The organism is Blastococcus sp. TML/C7B, from assembly GCF_016612845.1.
In the GTDB taxonomy this organism is placed as follows: Bacteria; Actinomycetota; Actinomycetes; order Mycobacteriales; family Geodermatophilaceae; genus Blastococcus.
The window spans coordinates 870,514-885,346 of the sequence record NZ_JAEOAA010000001.1 but is presented as its reverse complement, the minus strand read 5'-3'; the positions used below and the strand labels follow the sequence as shown (position 1 = coordinate 885,346).

The 14,833-nt window shown below is 77.0% G+C and carries 13 protein-coding genes and 3 pseudogenes; 7 read left to right on the top strand and 9 right to left on the bottom strand.

The window, feature by feature from the left end:
- Nucleotides 1–28: 28 nt before the first annotated feature.
- From egtE to JKP76_RS04260, 5 genes are read right to left on the bottom strand one after another with little or no spacing between them, the layout of a single operon-like run.
- Nucleotides 29–1,165 (bottom strand): ergothioneine biosynthesis PLP-dependent enzyme EgtE, encoded by a 1,137-nt coding sequence (egtE, locus tag JKP76_RS04280; protein WP_200491261.1) that lies wholly within the window; start codon nucleotides 1,163–1,165, stop codon nucleotides 29–31.
- Between the two features lie 30 nt (nucleotides 1,166–1,195).
- Nucleotides 1,196–1,933, bottom strand: coding sequence for an anti-sigma factor (locus tag JKP76_RS04275; RefSeq protein WP_200489696.1), 738 nt, complete (start codon nucleotides 1,931–1,933; stop codon nucleotides 1,196–1,198).
- Complete coding sequence (locus tag JKP76_RS04270; RefSeq protein ID WP_309229368.1) at nucleotides 1,914–2,510, bottom strand: sigma-70 family RNA polymerase sigma factor; 597 nt, start codon at nucleotides 2,508–2,510, stop codon at nucleotides 1,914–1,916. The genes JKP76_RS04275 and JKP76_RS04270 overlap by 20 nt, the downstream gene beginning before the upstream one ends.
- Before the next feature lie 47 nt (nucleotides 2,511–2,557).
- Entirely contained in the window at nucleotides 2,558–3,211 is a 654-nt protein-coding gene (locus JKP76_RS04265) for a class F sortase (protein ID WP_200489694.1), read from the bottom strand.
- A 13-nt stretch (nucleotides 3,212–3,224) separates the two neighbouring features.
- Nucleotides 3,225–4,043 (bottom strand): DUF4397 domain-containing protein, encoded by an 819-nt coding sequence (locus JKP76_RS04260; protein ID WP_200489693.1) that lies wholly within the window; start codon nucleotides 4,041–4,043, stop codon nucleotides 3,225–3,227.
- Nucleotides 4,044–4,163: 120 nt separating this feature from the next.
- Between JKP76_RS04260 and JKP76_RS04255 the strand changes: the two genes are divergently transcribed.
- Complete coding sequence (locus tag JKP76_RS04255) at nucleotides 4,164–4,631, top strand: DUF309 domain-containing protein (RefSeq protein WP_200489692.1); 468 nt, start codon at nucleotides 4,164–4,166, stop codon at nucleotides 4,629–4,631.
- Here JKP76_RS04255 and JKP76_RS04250 read toward each other — a convergent pair whose 3' ends face one another.
- Nucleotides 4,632–5,993, bottom strand: coding sequence for a deoxyribodipyrimidine photo-lyase (locus tag JKP76_RS04250; RefSeq protein WP_200489691.1), 1,362 nt, complete (start codon nucleotides 5,991–5,993; stop codon nucleotides 4,632–4,634).
- A 233-nt stretch (nucleotides 5,994–6,226) separates the two neighbouring features.
- On the opposite strand from JKP76_RS04250, the gene JKP76_RS04245 reads away from it, so the two are divergent.
- The 6 genes and pseudogenes from JKP76_RS04245 to JKP76_RS04220 all read left to right on the top strand — a co-directional run bounded on the left by JKP76_RS04245 (nucleotide 6,227) and on the right by JKP76_RS04220 (nucleotide 10,196).
- Nucleotides 6,227–7,081 carry an Fpg/Nei family DNA glycosylase gene (locus JKP76_RS04245; protein WP_200489690.1) on the top strand — a complete coding sequence of 285 codons (855 nt, stop codon included), beginning with the start codon at nucleotides 6,227–6,229 and terminating at the stop codon, nucleotides 7,079–7,081.
- Between the two features lie 51 nt (nucleotides 7,082–7,132).
- Nucleotides 7,133–8,110, top strand: coding sequence for an acyl-CoA dehydrogenase family protein (locus JKP76_RS04240; RefSeq protein WP_200489689.1), 978 nt, complete (start codon nucleotides 7,133–7,135; stop codon nucleotides 8,108–8,110).
- Nucleotides 8,107–8,859 carry a PIG-L deacetylase family protein gene (locus JKP76_RS04235; protein ID WP_200489688.1) on the top strand — a complete coding sequence of 251 codons (753 nt, stop codon included), beginning with the start codon at nucleotides 8,107–8,109 and terminating at the stop codon, nucleotides 8,857–8,859. The genes JKP76_RS04240 and JKP76_RS04235 overlap by 4 nt, the downstream gene beginning before the upstream one ends.
- Entirely contained in the window at nucleotides 8,856–9,470 is a 615-nt protein-coding gene (locus JKP76_RS04230) for an SAM-dependent methyltransferase (RefSeq protein ID WP_200489687.1), read from the top strand. The genes JKP76_RS04235 and JKP76_RS04230 overlap by 4 nt, the downstream gene beginning before the upstream one ends.
- Nucleotides 9,467–9,796 (top strand): annotated as a pseudogene (locus tag JKP76_RS23885) (glycosyltransferase); the annotation flags it as partial. The gene JKP76_RS04230 and the pseudogene JKP76_RS23885, both read left to right, overlap by 4 nt.
- Before the next feature lie 64 nt (nucleotides 9,797–9,860).
- The gene (locus JKP76_RS04220) at nucleotides 9,861–10,196 is read left to right on the top strand and encodes a hypothetical protein (protein WP_200489686.1); all 336 of its coding nucleotides are present in this window, start codon (nucleotides 9,861–9,863) and stop codon (nucleotides 10,194–10,196) included.
- A gap of 4 nt (nucleotides 10,197–10,200) precedes the next feature.
- Here JKP76_RS04220 and JKP76_RS04215 read toward each other — a convergent pair whose 3' ends face one another.
- From JKP76_RS04215 to JKP76_RS23875, 3 genes and pseudogenes are all read right to left on the bottom strand, one after another.
- Nucleotides 10,201–11,400, bottom strand: a complete 1,200-nt coding sequence (locus JKP76_RS04215; protein ID WP_200489685.1) for an MBL fold metallo-hydrolase — start codon at nucleotides 11,398–11,400, stop codon at nucleotides 10,201–10,203.
- Between the two features lie 174 nt (nucleotides 11,401–11,574).
- A pseudogene (locus JKP76_RS23880) lies at nucleotides 11,575–13,269 on the bottom strand (FtsX-like permease family protein); the annotation flags it as partial.
- 779 nt (nucleotides 13,270–14,048) lie between these two features.
- A pseudogene (locus tag JKP76_RS23875) lies at nucleotides 14,049–14,808 on the bottom strand (ABC transporter ATP-binding protein).
- Nucleotides 14,809–14,833 lie beyond the last annotated feature (25 nt).

Below are 14,833 nucleotides of genomic sequence, written 5' to 3'. Positions count from 1 at the left end.
CAGCCGGGGCCGCCCGGCCCGGGGAGGCCTAGCCGGGGAGAGCGGCGGCCAGGGCCTCGAGGTCCTCGACCGTGACGTCCAGGTGCGGGGAGACGCGGAGCACGGGGCCGGTCATCTCCCCCGGTGCGCGCTCGCGGCCCAGGGCGCTGACCACGATCCCGTGGTCGGCCAGCAGGCGTGCCCGGGTGGCGACGACGTCGACCCCGTCCGGCGGGCGCAGCGTGGTGGTGGCCGTCGGCTCGTCCACCGGCTCGACCACCGTCCAGCCACCCCGGCCGTCGAGCAGCTCGCGGGTGTGCCGGCCGATCCCGGCCAGCCGTTCGCGGACCCGGTCCGGGCCGGCGGCCAGGTGCTCGCCGACGGCGACGATCAGCCCGATCCGCCCGGCGATGTGCCCCTCGCCGCTCTCGAAGGCGCGCATCGGCGGCAGGTCGTCGGCGCCGGGCATCACCGGCGTCAGCTGCGCGGCGATCGCGGGCCGGGCGGCGAGCACGCCGACGCCGCGGGGGCCGGCCAGCCACTTCCGCGACGTCCCGTAGACGACGTCGGCGCCCACGTCGGTGTCCACGTGGCCGAGCGCCTGCGCGGCGTCGAGCACCAGCGGCACCCCCGCGGCGCGGCACAGCGCGGCGATCTCCGCGGCCGGCTGCCGGACCCCGCGGTGGCTGGGGACGTGGTCCAGGTGCACGAAGCGGGGCGGGTCGGCGCCCAGCTGCCGCTCCAGGGCCTCGAGGTCGGCGCGGCCGAGGTCGTCGACCGGCAGCGGCTCGGGCCGCAGCGCGTAAGCGCCCAGCAGCCCGATGTTCGGCGCGTACTCCCCGGGCAGGCAGGCGACCCTGGTGCCGGCGGGCAGCCGCCAGCCGGTGAGGAGGGCGGCGAGCGCCCCGCGCGCGGACTCCACGAAGGCGACGTCGGCGGCGGCCATGCCGACCAGCCCGCCCAGCACCGAGCGGCCCTGCTGCAGCAGGTTCTCCGCGGCCGCCTGGGCGACGTACCCGCCCAGCTCGGCCTCGTGCCGCGCGTGGTGCGCCGCGGCCTCCAGCGCCCGGGAGCCCTGCCGGCCGCTGGCGGCGCTGTCCAGGTGCCGTCCGGCGGGGCGCGGGCGCGCCTTCCGCCAGCCGGCGGCGAGGTCGTCGTGCGGGAGGGAGCCGGCGGGCGAGGACATCACGGGGGCAACGCTAGGCGAGCCGCCCGGTCAGGCGTCGAGATCCCCTCGAGCCACCGAGACGCCCGAGTGGGTGGGGTCGCCGTCCAGCGGCTCCACCGAGACGTCGACCAGCGGGTACTCGGACAGGTCGAGGCCGTCGGGCAGCTCCACCGTCTGCGTGCCCGGGGTGACGACGCCGAGCGGGAGCATGCCCTGCACGGACCGGTCGATCACCCACACCTCGTAGTACGCGTCCTCGAGGGCCGGGGCGTCCAGGTCCACCTGGAGCACGCGCGACCCGTCGCCCCGGACGACGACGTCCGCGGTGCCGGAGGCCTCGGGCAGCAGGTCCAGCGCCACGCTGGTGACGGAGTCGCCGTCCTCCCCCGTCGACTGCACAGCGGTGACGGCACCGGCACCGACCACGGCACCCGCGACGACGGCGGCCGCCGTCAGCAGGACCGGTCGCCGGCGGGAGCGGAACGGCACCACGGTGCCCCCCGGGTCCGCGGCCGGGGTCGCCGGCGCGGCCCGGACGGGCGAGTGGTCCGCGGGGGTGGCGGTCACGCCGGTCGCGGCGGCGATGGCCTGCCAGACCTGCGGGGGTGGCGGGACGTCGTCGACCGGAGCGGCGAGGTGCGGGACGGCGAGCAGCTCGGGGGCGCGACGCAGCGCGGTCACCTCGGCGCGGCAGGAGCCGCAGGAGGCGAGATGGGCGTCCTCGTTGGCCGGCAGGGTCTCCCGGAGGGCAGCGAGGGCCAGCTGCTCAGGCGTGCAGTGCTGCACCGTCCACCTCCAACCGGGTCCGCAGGCGCTCCAGTGTGCGCCGGATGTGGCTCTTGATCGTGCCCAGCGGCAGGCCGGTCCGTTCGGCGATCTGCGCGTGGGTGAGGTCCTCGAAGAACGCGAGCTCGATGATGCCGCGCTGCGGCTGGCCGAGGTGGTCCAGCTCGTCGAGCAGCAGCACGCGGTCGGTGGCGGCGGCGTCGACGCCGGCGGTCACCGGGCCGCCGGGCCGGGCCTGCGCCTCGGTCATGGCGGCCTCGGCCTCGCGGCGCTGCTTGTCCCGCTTGGCCCAGGCGTCGGCGATCTTGTGCCGGCAGATGCCCACGAGCCAGGCCGGCAGGGGCGAGTCGTCCGGGCGGTAGCGGGCGCGGCCGGTCCAGGCGGCGACGAACACCTGCTGGGTCACGTCCTCGGCGTCCGGGCCGGGGCCGAAGGCGCGCACGGCCATGCCGTGCACCTGCCCGGCCCACTGCTCGTAGGCCCAGGCCAGCGCCTGCTCCTCACCCGCGGCGAAGCGGCGGCCGATCTCCGCGTCGTCCGGGTCGACGACGCTGCGCGTCCCCGGTACGTGTCCCACGGCCTGAACGCTACCCATGATCGGCTCCCGCAGGGCCAGCGCCCCGCTCACGGGATCGGCTCCGCCACCACGACGACGTTGTCGCGGTAGCTGCGGAACTCCGGCAGGAACGGCCCGCCGCAGGTGATCAGGGTGAGCCGCGGCGCGCCCTCGCGGGCGAACAGCCGGTCCAGCGGCAGCGCCTGCTTGGTGATGACCTCGCGGGAGACGACCCGCCAGCGGGTCACCGCGCCGGCGGCGTCGGTGACGGCGACCTCGTCGCCGACCGCGGCGTCCTGGAGCGGGTACAGCGCTCCCGCGCCCTGCTCCCGGTCGTCGACGTGGCCGGCGATCACCGCGGAGCCCTCGGCACCGGGCTCCGGTCCGAACCGGTACCAGCCGACCCGCGCGACGTCCTCGGGGAGCTCCATCTGGCCGTCGGCGGCGATGCCGACGGCGTCGACGGGGGCGTCCACGCCCCACGCCGGCGCGCTGACGCGGACCGGTGCGGGGGCGGTGCGGGCCGCGGCGGGGGCGGCGTCCCGGGCGGTGACCGTCGGGAGGGCGGGCAGGCCCCCCGCGCCGGCGGGGGCGGCCGGCGCGGGGAGGGCCTGCTCCACGGGGATGCCCGCCGCCGCCTCCGGCCGGGTCAGCGCCCAGGCGGTGGGGGCGCCGACGGCCAGGGCGAGGCCCAGGACGGCGGAGGCGGCGGCGGGTCGCATCGGATCTACCCGGTCAGCCGCGGTTGCGGGCGACGCGGAGGGCACCGGCGCCGGCGACGGCGAGGCCGGCCACCGAGAGCGCGGCGACCGCCGGCAGCGAGCTGTCCTGGTCGGCCAGGCCGGCCGAGCCACCGGGGACACCGGCGGGCATCGAGTGCATGCCGTCGATGGTCTGGACGGCGAGGTCGTAGCCGGCCTCACCGTTGCCCCAGGCGTACACGATGGTCGAGGTGCCCTCGGCCAGGGTCAGGTCGGCCGGGCCGATGGCGACGGTGTCGGTGCCCGCGAGCACGACATCGGCGGTGATCGTGCTGGCCGGCGCGGTCAGGGTGGCCTCGTCGGGGTTGGTCAGGCCCTCGACGACCGGGGTGCCACCGGCGCGCACGTCGACGGCGGGCGCGGCGGCGGTGTGCCGCACGGTCACGCGGGCCTGGCCGGCCGGGACGGCGGAGGTGTCGTTGACGAACGGCGTCAGCGTCGGGCTGCCGTCCTCCTTGAGGTGGGCGACCACGGTGGCGTTCGCACCGGCCGGGACGGCGACGTCGTCGGCCTTGAGCAGCGGCTCGCCGGAGCCGTCGGGGGCGTCGGCCGGGAACAGGGCCAGGTCGTAGGCGCCCGCCGGGAGGGTCAGCGGGTCGGTGAGGGTGCCGGGCTGGAAGTCGTCGATCAGCCGCTCGCCGTTGGCGTAGACGTCGACGGGGGTGTTCGGGACGCCGTGCAGGATCGAGACGGTGGCCGTGTCGGCCGCGGTCGCCGGGGTGGCGACGAGGACCAGACCGCCGACGACGGCAGCCGCGCCGGCGGCGCTGCCGAGGGTGCGCAGGGTGCTCATGGATCGTCCTTCCAGAGGGGGGTGGTGCCTGTCATGCGCTACTTCCCGGGCCCTCCGGGATCCGGATGCAGTTGAGAGCGAAACTTCTTCTGTTCCCCCGGTCGGGTGCAGGATGGGCGCGTGACCAGCCGCGACCGGGACGCCGAGGGCCGTGCCCGCAACGCCCGCCCGCGGGACGCGCTGGGCCGGCCGCTGCCGCACGACGCCGTGGGCGAGCCGCGGGCGCCGGAGGGGATCGTGCGAGAGCCGCTGGTCGCGCTCGCCGAGGCGCAGGAGCTGCTCGACGCCGGGCGCCCGTTCCACGCGCACGAGGTGCTCGAGGACGCGTGGAAGTCCGCCGTCCCGGAGGAGCGGCAGCTGTGGCGCGGGCTGGCGCAGCTGGCCGTCGGGCTCACCCACGCCGCGCGCGGCAACGCCCGGGGCGCGACGACGCTGCTGGAGCGCGGCGTCGGCAACGTCGTCCCCTATGCCGGGGCGCCGCCGCACGGGATCGACGTCGACGGTCTGGTGGGCTGGGGCCGGGCCCTGGCTGCCGATCCCTCGGGCGTGCGCGACGCCGCCGTCGCCGCGCCCCGCCTGCGCGGCTGATCAGCCGGCGCGGACGCGGGCGTAGCGGTCGAGGGCGACCTGCCGTTCGTGCGCGTGGTCGACCACCGGCTCGGGATAGCCGGCCGGGATGCCGCCGGGCGCCGTCCACGGCTCGTGCACGTGCTTCGGCTCGAGGTCGCGGAGCTCCGGCACCCACCGCTTCACGTAGCTGCCGTCGGGGTCGAACTTCTTGCCCTGGGTGATCGGGTTGAAGACGCGGTAGTAGGGCGAGGCGTCGGTGCCGGTGCCGGCGACCCACTGCCAGCCGTGGTTGTTGCTGGCGAGGTCACCGTCGACCAGGTGCCGCATGAAGTGCCGGGCGCCGAGCGTCCACTCCTGGTGCAGGTCCTTGACCAGGAACGAGGCGACGATCATCCGCACCCGGTTGTGCACGTAGGCCTCGCCGAGCAGCTGCCGCATGCCGGCGTCGACGATCGGGAAGCCGGTGCGGCCGGTCTGCCAGGCGCGCACCAGCTCCTCGGCGTCCGGGCCGCTGTCGTAGCCCATCGCACGCAACTCCGGCTTGAGGTACTCCCGGGCCGACTCGGGGCGGTGCCACAGGACGTCGGCGTAGAAGTCCCGCCAGGCCAGTTCGTCGGTGTAGCGCCGCGCGGACTCCGACTGCTCGCCGGCCAGGTCGGCGGCGAGCGTGCGCGGGTGGATGCAGCCGTACTTGAGGTAGGCCGACATCCGGCTGGTGCCGTTCGTGCCGGGCAGGTTGCGGCCCTCGGCGTAGCCGCCGAGCCGCTCGTCGCGGAACCGCGCCCAGGCGTCGAGCGCGGCCCGCTCGCCGGCGTCCGGCAGGTCGGCGGTGGTCTCCGGTGCTGGTGGCGGGTCGTCCGAGCGGACGCCGGTGCGCCAGCGGACGCCCTCGGGCGGGCCGGCCGGCGCGCGCCAGCCGTGTTCCCGCCACGCGCGGGCGAAGGGGGAGAAGACCTGGAACGGGGAGCCGTCCCGCTTGGTGACCCGGCCGGGGGTGACCAGGTACGGCGAGCCGGTGCGCACCAGCCCGACGTCGTCCAGCGCGCCCTCGACGGCGGCGTCGCGCTGCCGCCCGTAGGGGCCGGTGTCGGCGCTGACGTGCACGGTGGTCGCGCCGGCCTCGCGGGCCAGCTGCGGGAGGACGCGGGCCGGGTCCCCGGAGCGGAGCACCAGCGCGCCGTCGAGGTCGGCGTCCAGCGCGGCCAGGCAGTCGAGCAGGAACCGGCGGCGCGGCTCGCCGGAGGGCCCCCACAGCCGGTCGTCGAACACGAACACGGGGACGACGTCGCCGTCCGGGCCCGCCGCGTCGCGGGCGGCCAGCAGCGCGGGGTGGTCGTGCAGCCGCAGGTCCCGGCGGAACCACAGCAGCGAGGTCGGCACCCGGCCGAGCGTAGGAAGGTCGTGCGCCACCCGCTTCCCGAACGGCGTGTCGTGCACGAACCGTCGTCCGTCGTCCTCCGATGGGGCGGTATGTGCACGAACCGTCGTCCGTCGTCCTCCGATGGGGCGGTATGTGCACGAACCGTCGTCCGTCGTCCTCCGATGGGGCGGTATGTGCACGAACCGCGCACCGGGCGACGGCGGAGCGCGCACATCCGGGCGATCATGGCGGGATGCCCGAGTTGCCCGAGGTGGAGGCGCTGGCCGCCTTCCTGCGCGCGAACGCCGTCGGCCGGGTCCTGACCCGCGCCGACCTGGCCGCCGTGCAGGCGATCAAGACCTTCGACCCGCCGCTGTCCGCGCTCGGCGGGCTGGAGATCACCGGTGCCTCGCGGCACGGCAAGTTCCTCGACCTCGACGTCTCCGGGCTGCACCTCGTCGTCCACCTGGCGCGGGCCGGGTGGCTGCACTGGCGGGAGAACCTGCCGGCGGCGCCGCCCAAGCCGGGCAAGGGCCCGCTCGCCCTGCGCGTGCACCTCGATGACGGGAACGGGTTCGACCTCACCGAGCAGGGCACCCGCAAGGGGCTGGCGATCTACGTCGTCCGCACGCCGGCCGAGGTGCCGGGCATCGCCCGGCTGGGTCCCGATGCGCTCGAGGTGGACCGGGAGACCTTCGCCGCCCTCATGGCCGGCCGGTCGGGGCAGCTCAAGGGCGCGCTCACCGATCAGACGCTGCTCTCCGGGATCGGCAACGCCTACTCCGACGAGATCCTGCACGCCGCGCGGCTCTCGCCGTTCAAGGGCGCCGACAAGCTCAAGGACGACGAACTGGTCCGTCTCCACGATGCCGTGCACGCCACGCTCACCGACGCGCTCGAACGCCAGGTCGGGCAGCGCGCGGCGACGATGAAGGGCGAGAAGCGCTCCGGGTTGCAGGTGCACGCGCGCACCGGGCTGCCGTGCCCCGTCTGCGGCGACACGGTGCGCGAGGTCAGCTTCGCCGACACCTCGCTGCAGTACTGCCCCACCTGCCAGACCGGCGGCAAGCCGCTGGCCGACCGGCGGATGTCCAAGCTCCTGCGCTGACGCCGCCGACCCGATGCGTGAAGGCGGCGACGACGGGGGTAGCAGTGCCCGGTGACCGCCGCCGCCCTCCCCGCGTCGTCCGAGGAGGCCGTCGCGGCCACGGCCGGGGCCTTCGTGGCGCTGATCGACGGCGGCTGGTCCCTGCCGCTCCCGGGGTCGGGCGACACGGCCGGGCGCTGGCGGGCCCTCCGCGACCTGGGCGCCGCCGACCTGCCCCTCGCCCGCCTCGCCGAGGGGCACGCCGATGCCGTGGCCGTCCTCGCCGAGCTGGGCGGCCCGCCCGTGACGAGCGGGGAGCGCCTCGGCGTCTGGGCCGCCGAGCCGCCCTCGGGCCGGGTGACTGCCCGCCGGGGCCCCGGCGGCTGGCGCCTCGACGGGCGCAAGCAGTGGTGCTCGGGGGCGCGGGTGTGCACCGCGGCCCTGGTCACCGCGCACGCCGACGACGGGCGGCGGCTGTTCCTCGTCGACCTCTCCTCGCCCGGTGTCGCCCCGGCACCCGGCCGGTGGGCCGCCCCCGGCATGGCCGGCAGCGACACCGCCGACGTGCTGCTGGACGACGTCCCGGCGTCGGAGATCGGCGGCCCGCGCGCCTACCTGGACCGGCCCGGCTTCTGGCACGGCGGCATCGGGGTGGCGGCGGTGTGGGCCGGCGGCGCGGCCGGCGTCGCCGCGGTCCTCGAGGCGGTGGTGGCCGCCTCGCCCGATCCGTACCGGGACGCGGCCTGGGGCGCCGTCGACGTCCTGCTGTCCGGGATGGAGGCCGCGCTCGCCGTCGCCGCCGCCGAGATCGACGCCGATCCGGCGGACGGCGCGGGCACCGCCGCGCGGCGGGCGCACCGGGTGCGCGGCCTGGTCGCGCGGGCCGGGACCGAGGTGCTCGAGACGGTCGCCGGGGCGCTCGGCGCCGGCCCGGCCGCCCACGACGCGCGCTACGCGGCGCACGCCGCGGACCTGGCCGTCTACCTGCGCCAGCACCACGGGCAGCGCGACCTCGCGGTGCTGGCCGACCTGCTGCGCGCCGGCTCGTGACCGTCCCCGCGGCCGGTCACCGCCCCGACGCCACGCCGGAAGGGGCCTGGGCCGGGTGGCTGCCGGGGCGCTCCTGGCCCGCGTGGACGTGGGACCCCGCATGGCGCGAGGTGGCGGTGTGCGCCGCCCACCCGGACGACGAGGTGCTCGGCGTCGGCGGGACGATGGCGCTGCTCGCCGCCGCCGGCGTGCGGGTGCACCTGGTCGCGGTCACCGACGGCGAGGCCAGCCACCCCGGCAGCGCGGTGAGGGCACCGGCCGACCTGGCCAGGGCCCGCGTCGACGAGTCCGGACGAGCGCTCGCCGCGCTCGGGCTGGGCGACGCGCGGACGACCCGGCTGGGGCTGCCCGACAGCGCCGTCGCCGCGCACGAGACCGAGCTCGTCGACGCGCTGACGGCCGCATTCGAGGGGGCCGACGCCGTCCTCACCACCTGGAGCGGGGACGGGCACCCCGACCACGACGCGGTCGGCCGTGCCGCGGTGGTGGCCGGCTCCCGGCGGGGCCTGCCCGTCTGGCAGTACCCGGTGTGGACCTGGCACTGGGCGGCCCCCGGCGATCCTCGGGTCCCCTGGGATAGTGCCCACCAGGTGGCGCTGCCGCGCGCGGTGCGGGCCGCCAAGAGCACCGCGATCGACTGCTTCACCACGCAGATCGCTCCCCTGGGTCCCGACCCGGCGGACGCCGTCGTCCTGCTCCCGGAGTTCCTGGCGCACTTCGGCCGACCGCACGAGGTGCTCTGGAGATGACCCTCCCCGCGTCCTTCTTCGACGGCATGTACGCCGACGCCGACGACCCCTGGTCGATGCGTACTCGCTGGTACGAGCGGCGCAAGTACGCCCTCACGACGGCGGTGCTGCCGCGCGAGCGCTACCTCGAGGGGCTGGAGGTCGGCTGCTCGGTGGGGGAGCTGACCGCCGCGCTGGCGTCCCGGTGCGACCGGCTGACCGGCTGGGACGCCAGCGTCGCCGCCGTGCAGCGCGCCGGCCGCCGCGTGGCGGACCTCCCGGGCGTCACCGTCGAGCACCGGGCGGTCCCCGGCGACGCGCTGCCCGCCGTCGACCTGCTCGTGCTCTCCGAGGTCCTCTACTACCTCGACCCCGCCGACCTCGACCTGCTGCTCGGCCAGGTGCGCGCCGCGGTGCGGCCGGGTGGCACCCTGCTGGCCGTGCACTGGCGGCACGAGGTGGCCGGCTACCCGCAGACCGGCGACGCGGTGCACGCCGCCCTGCGTGCCGGCCTGGACTGGCCCGTCGTCGCCGGGCACGAGGAGCCTGACTTCCTGCTCGACTGCTGGGTGCGGGCACCGGCCGCGGACCTCCGGGCCGCCTCGGTGGCCGCGGCCGAGGACCTCTGGTGAGCGACCCGGTCCTGATCGGCGTGGTGGTGCCGGCCCGGGACGAGGCGCTGCTGCTGCCGGCCTGCCTGGACGCGCTGGCGCTGGCCGCGCGGCAGCCGGAGGCGGCGGGCGTGCGGGTGCTGGTGGTCGTCGTCGCCGACCGGTGCACCGACGGCACCGCCGCGATCGCCCGCGCGGCCGGCGCCCGCGTCGTGGTCACCGACGCGGGCAACGTCGGCGCCGCGCGGCACGCCGGGATGGTGGCCGTGCTGGACGAGGCGGCCGCCCGCGGCCTGGCCGACGACCGCGTCTGGCTGGCGTGCACCGACGCGGACAGCCGGGTGCCCGGCGACTGGCTGGTGCACCAGCGGGGCCGCGGCGCGGTCGGGGGTCGACGCCGTCGTCGGCACCGTGGAGGTGACGGACTGGTCCGGCCTCCCCGGGCACGTGCCGGAGCGCTTCCTGGCCGCCTACGACGCCTGGCAGGGCGCGGGGCTCGTCGCGCACCCGCACGTGCACGGCGCCAACCTCGGGGTGAGGGGCAGCGCCTACTGCGCCGCCGGGGGCTTTCCGCCGCTGGCGGTCTCCGAGGACGTGGCGCTGGTCGAGGCCCTGGTGGGGGCCGGACGGGTCGTGCTCCGCACCCCGGTGAGCCCGGTGGCCACCTCGTCGCGCCGTGCCCCGCGCGCGGAGGGTGGCTTCGGCACCGACCTGGACCGGCTGGCCACCGACGCGGCGACCGGGTGACCGGTCAGCCCGGCAGGAGCGCGGTGAGCCTCGTGAGCGTCCGGGCCAGCACGGAGCTGCCCACCCCGGCGGCGTCGCCATGCCCGTCGGCGGCCGAGCCGACCGCCGTCCACCAGTCCCGCAGCGGGGGCGGGGCGAGGACGTCGACCCGCTCGCCGGGCCGGGGGACGACGACGGCGACCTCCCGCGGGCCGGCGGCGGCGAGCAGCCGCTGCACCGGCTCGGCCCAGCGGTGGAACGCCAGGTTGAAGGTGGCCCAGTGGATGGGCAGCAGCACCGCCCCGCCGAGGTCGCCGTGCGCCCGGACGGCCTCCTCGGGGTCCATGTGGATGGCGTGCCAGGCGTCGTTGTAGGCGCCGACCGGCAGCAGCGTGAGGTCGAAGGGGCCCAGTCGCGCGCCGATCGCGGCGAAGGCGGGCGTGTAGCCGGTGTCGCCGCCGAAGAACACGCGGTGCCGCGGGCCGGCGATCGCCCACGACGCCCACAGCGTGGTGTTGCGGTGCAGGTAGCGGCCGGAGAAGTGGCGGGCCTCGGTGCAGGTGAGCGTCAGCCCGGCGACCTCGTGCACGCCGTCCCAGTCGAGCTCGACGATCCGCTCCTCGGGCACGTTCCAGGTGCGCAGGTGCTCGCCGATGCCGAGGGGGACGACGAACGGCGCCGTCTGGGTGCGCAGCAGCGCCCGGACCGTGGGCAGGTCGAGGTGGTCGTAGTGGTCGTGCGAGATCAGGACGGCGTCGACCGGGGGCAGCTCCTCCAGCGGCACCGGCGGCTCGTGCAGGCGGGTCGGCCCGAAGACCGGGGACGGCGAGACGCGGTGGCCCCACACCGGGTCGACCAGCACCCGGCGCCCGTCGACCTCCAGCAGCGCGCTGGCGTGGCCGAACCAGGTGACGGCGAGCTCGGCGGCCTCGGCCGGGAGCTCGGCGTGCACCAGCGGGATCGGGCCGCCGGGCAGCCCGACGTGCCGCTCCTCGTGCCACTGCCGGAGCAGGCCGTCGCGGGTGTTGGCGGGCGCGAGGGCGGGCGTGGGCAGGGTGTTGCGGAACGCGCCGTCGGAGAAGTGCGGCGAGCCGGCGACCACCGGGCGCAGCCGGCGGCGGTGCGCGCCGAGCGCCGTCGGCAGGCCCCAGGCGGCGGCGGTCAGCCAGCCCACCGGACCGGCGAGGACGGCGGCGGTGACGGCGGCACGGCGGAGGAGGGGCACGGGTCCAGTGTCCCAGCCGCGGGCGGGGCGGCGGAGGTTCCACGTGCAACCTCACACGGGGGGCGGGGCGGGGGCGGCGTCCTCCCTCACCGGCGAGCGTCCTCCCTCGTGGTGCGCGCTGAGGGAGGACGCTCGACGATCAGGTCACCTGATCGTGGCCGGGAGGCCCAGGGGTCAGGCGGCGATGGCGGCCACCGGGGAGGTGCGGGCGGCCGTGCGGGCCGGCAGCACCGAGGCGAGCAGCCCGGCCAGCGTGGCGACGACGACGATCGCGGCCACCTGCAGCCACGGGACGTCGAGCACGATCTCCCCCTGCTCGCCGAGCACCGACGCGACGCCGGTCAGCCCGTAGGCGCCGCCGATGAGCACGCCCAGCACCGCGGCGACGCCGGCCACGAGCACCGACTCCCAGGCGAGCAGCCCGCGCAGCTGCCGGCGGGTGAGCCCCAGCGCGCGGAGCAGGCCGTTCTCCTGCCGCCGCTCCACCACCGACAGCGCGAGGGTGTTGCCCACCCCGATCAGCGCGATGACCACGGCGACGGCGAGCAGCCCGGTGACGACGAGCAGCAGGATGTCCAGCACCTCGTCGAGCTCGGCGCGCATGGTGACGATGCCGGTGACCTGCGCCTCCGGGTCCCGCTCGGCCACCAGGTCGGTGACGTCGTCGACGGTGCCGGTCTGCGCGTCGGGATCGGCGGCGTCCAGCAGCAGCCACAGCTCGGCGGTGCCGGCGTCCGGGACCAGCGAGCGCAGCGCGTCGGCCTCCAGGAGCAGCGGCTGGTCGAGCGTCGTGAGCTGCGCCTGCAGGGTGACCTTCGCGCCGTCGACCTCGAAGGTGACCGGCGCGCCGTCCTGCACCGTCCAGGCGTCGGACGCCCACTCCGGCAGCACCGCGACGCCGGTCGAGGGCAGGTCCACCTTGTCGGTGGACCGCAGCACCGTGGTGGCCTCGGCCGGGTCGACCCCCTGCACGAACACCTCCTCGCCGTCGGGCCCCGTGACGCTGCCACCGATGACCGTGGCGGCGCGGTCCACGCCGTCGAGGTCGGCGAGCGCGCGGGCCACCGACGGCTCCAGTTCCGCGTCGTAGCTCTGCACGACGACGTCGGTGGGGAACTCGGCGTCCAGGGCCTCCTGCGCGGTGGCCTTGGTCGACGCCGCGCCGACGACGAACGCGCTGGTCAGCGTCACGCCGATGAGCAGCGCGGTGGCCGTCGCCGCCGTCCGACGGGGGTTGCGGGTGGCGTTCCCCGCGGCCAGCCGGGCGGGCACGCCGCCGAACCGGCCGGCCAGCCGGCCCGCGGCCGCGACGACCGGCGGAACGGCGCGCTGGGCGAGCAGCACGACGCCGAGGAAGCTGAGCACCCCGCCGGGCAGCGCGACCAGCACCGACGCGGTGAGCACGCCGGCGGCCAGCAGCCCGGCGCCGGGGACCAGCAGCAGCAGGCCCGCGATCAGCCGCAGCAGGCCCGGGCGGGAGCGCAGCGGCGCGGCGTCGACCGGGCGCAGCGCGGCCAGTGGCGCGACCTTCGTCGCGGCGCGCGCCGGGGCGAGCGCGGCGAGCACGGTGACGACGGTGCCGACGCCGGTCCCGGTCAGCACCGCGTAGAGGGGCACGGCCACGCCGGACAGCGGGATGGCCGAGTTGCTGCCGACCAGCGCGGAGACCCCCGCGGCCAGCCCGATGCCCAGGACGACGCCGACGACCGAGGACACCAGCCCGGTGGCCAGCGCCTCGCCCAGCACGCTGCGGCGGACCTGGCGGGCCGTGGCGCCGACGCAGCGCAGCAGCGCCAGCTCACGGGTCCGCTGGGCGAGCAGCACGGCGAAGGTGTTGGCGATGACCAGCCCGGCGACCACCACGGCGACGGTGCCGAACACGAGCAGCACGGCGGCCAGCGCGGTGGAGCTGCCCATCAGGTCGGCGGCGGCCTTCTCGGCCTGCTCCTCCCCGGTACGTACGACGGTGCCGTCGGGGGCGGCGGTCGCGACCTCGTCGAAGACCTGGTCGGCGGAGAAGCCCGGGCCGGCGGCGACGCGCAGGACGATCACGTCGGTCGCACCCCACGCGCGCGCCTGCTCCTCGGTGACGAACCCCCGGGCGTAGAGCCCGGCCTCGGGGTCGCCCCGCAGGTCGACGATGCCGGTGACGGTGGCCTCCGACTCGGACGGCTCGCCGTCCCCGTCGTACGTGGAGACGGACACGACGTCGCCGACCTCGGCGCGGGCGCGCTCGCTGACGGCGATCTCGCCGTCGCCCGCGGGCAGCCGGCCGGCGCTCAGCTCCTGCCAGCGCAGCTGCGGCGCGTCGGCGATGGACTCCACGGACACGTACTGGGCGCCCGGACGCCCCGGGAGGGCGGCCTGGACGCCTACCTCGTAGCTCGGGGCGACGGCGCCGACCGGGGCGAGCGCGGCGACCGCTGCGACGTCGTCGTCGGTGAAGGGCCGGTCCCAGGTCGTGCTGACGACGGCGGCGGCGTCGACGTACCGGGCGCCGACGCTGTCCAGGACGGTGCTGCGGGAGGTCTCGTTGAGGACCAGGGTGGCCACGACGAAGCCGACGGCGATGACGACGGCGAGCGTGGAGGCGATCAGCCGGGCCGCGTGGGTGCGCAGCTGGGCGAGGACGACGGAGCGCATCGGGGTCAGGCCCCCAGCCCGCGCAGCGCGTCGAGCACCGACTCGGCGGTGGGGTCCGCGAGGTCGCCGGCCAGCCGGCCGTCGGCGAGGAGGACCGCGCGGTCGGCGTAGGCGGCCGCGGACGGGTCGTGGGTGACCATGACGACGGTCTGGCCGGTCTCCTTGACGCTGGAGCGCAGCAGGCCGAGCACCTCCGCGCCCGAGCGGGAGTCCAGGTTGCCGGTGGGCTCGTCGGCGAAGACGACGTCGGGCCGGGGCAGCAGCGCCCGCGCGATGTGCGACCCGCTGCTGCTGGCCGCCGGAGAGCTCGTGCGGGCGGTGGCCCAGGCGCTCGCGCAGCCCGAGCCGGGCGATGACGGCGTCGAACCACGCCGGGTCGGGCCGCAGCCCGCCCAGCTGCATGGGCAGCACGATGTTCTCGCGGGCGTCGAGCACCGGCAGCAGGTTGAACGCCTGGAAGACGAAGCCGATCCGCTTGCGGCGCAGCGTGGTCAGCTGGTCGTCGCGCAGGCTGGTCAGCGCGGTGTCGCCGAGCCACACCTCGCCGGTGGTGGCGGTGTCCAGACCCGCCAGGCAGTGCATGAGCGTGGACTTGCCCGAGCCCGACGGCCCCATGATCGCGGTGAACTCACCCGCGGCGAAGGCGACGTCGACGCCCGCGAGCGCGTGCACCGCCGTCTCGCCGCTGCCGTAGGTCTTGCGCAGCCCGGTGGCGCGGACGGCGGCGCTCGTGCCGGCCGAGCGCGGCTCGCCGGGAACGGTCATGACGGGAACGGACACTTCGGACCTC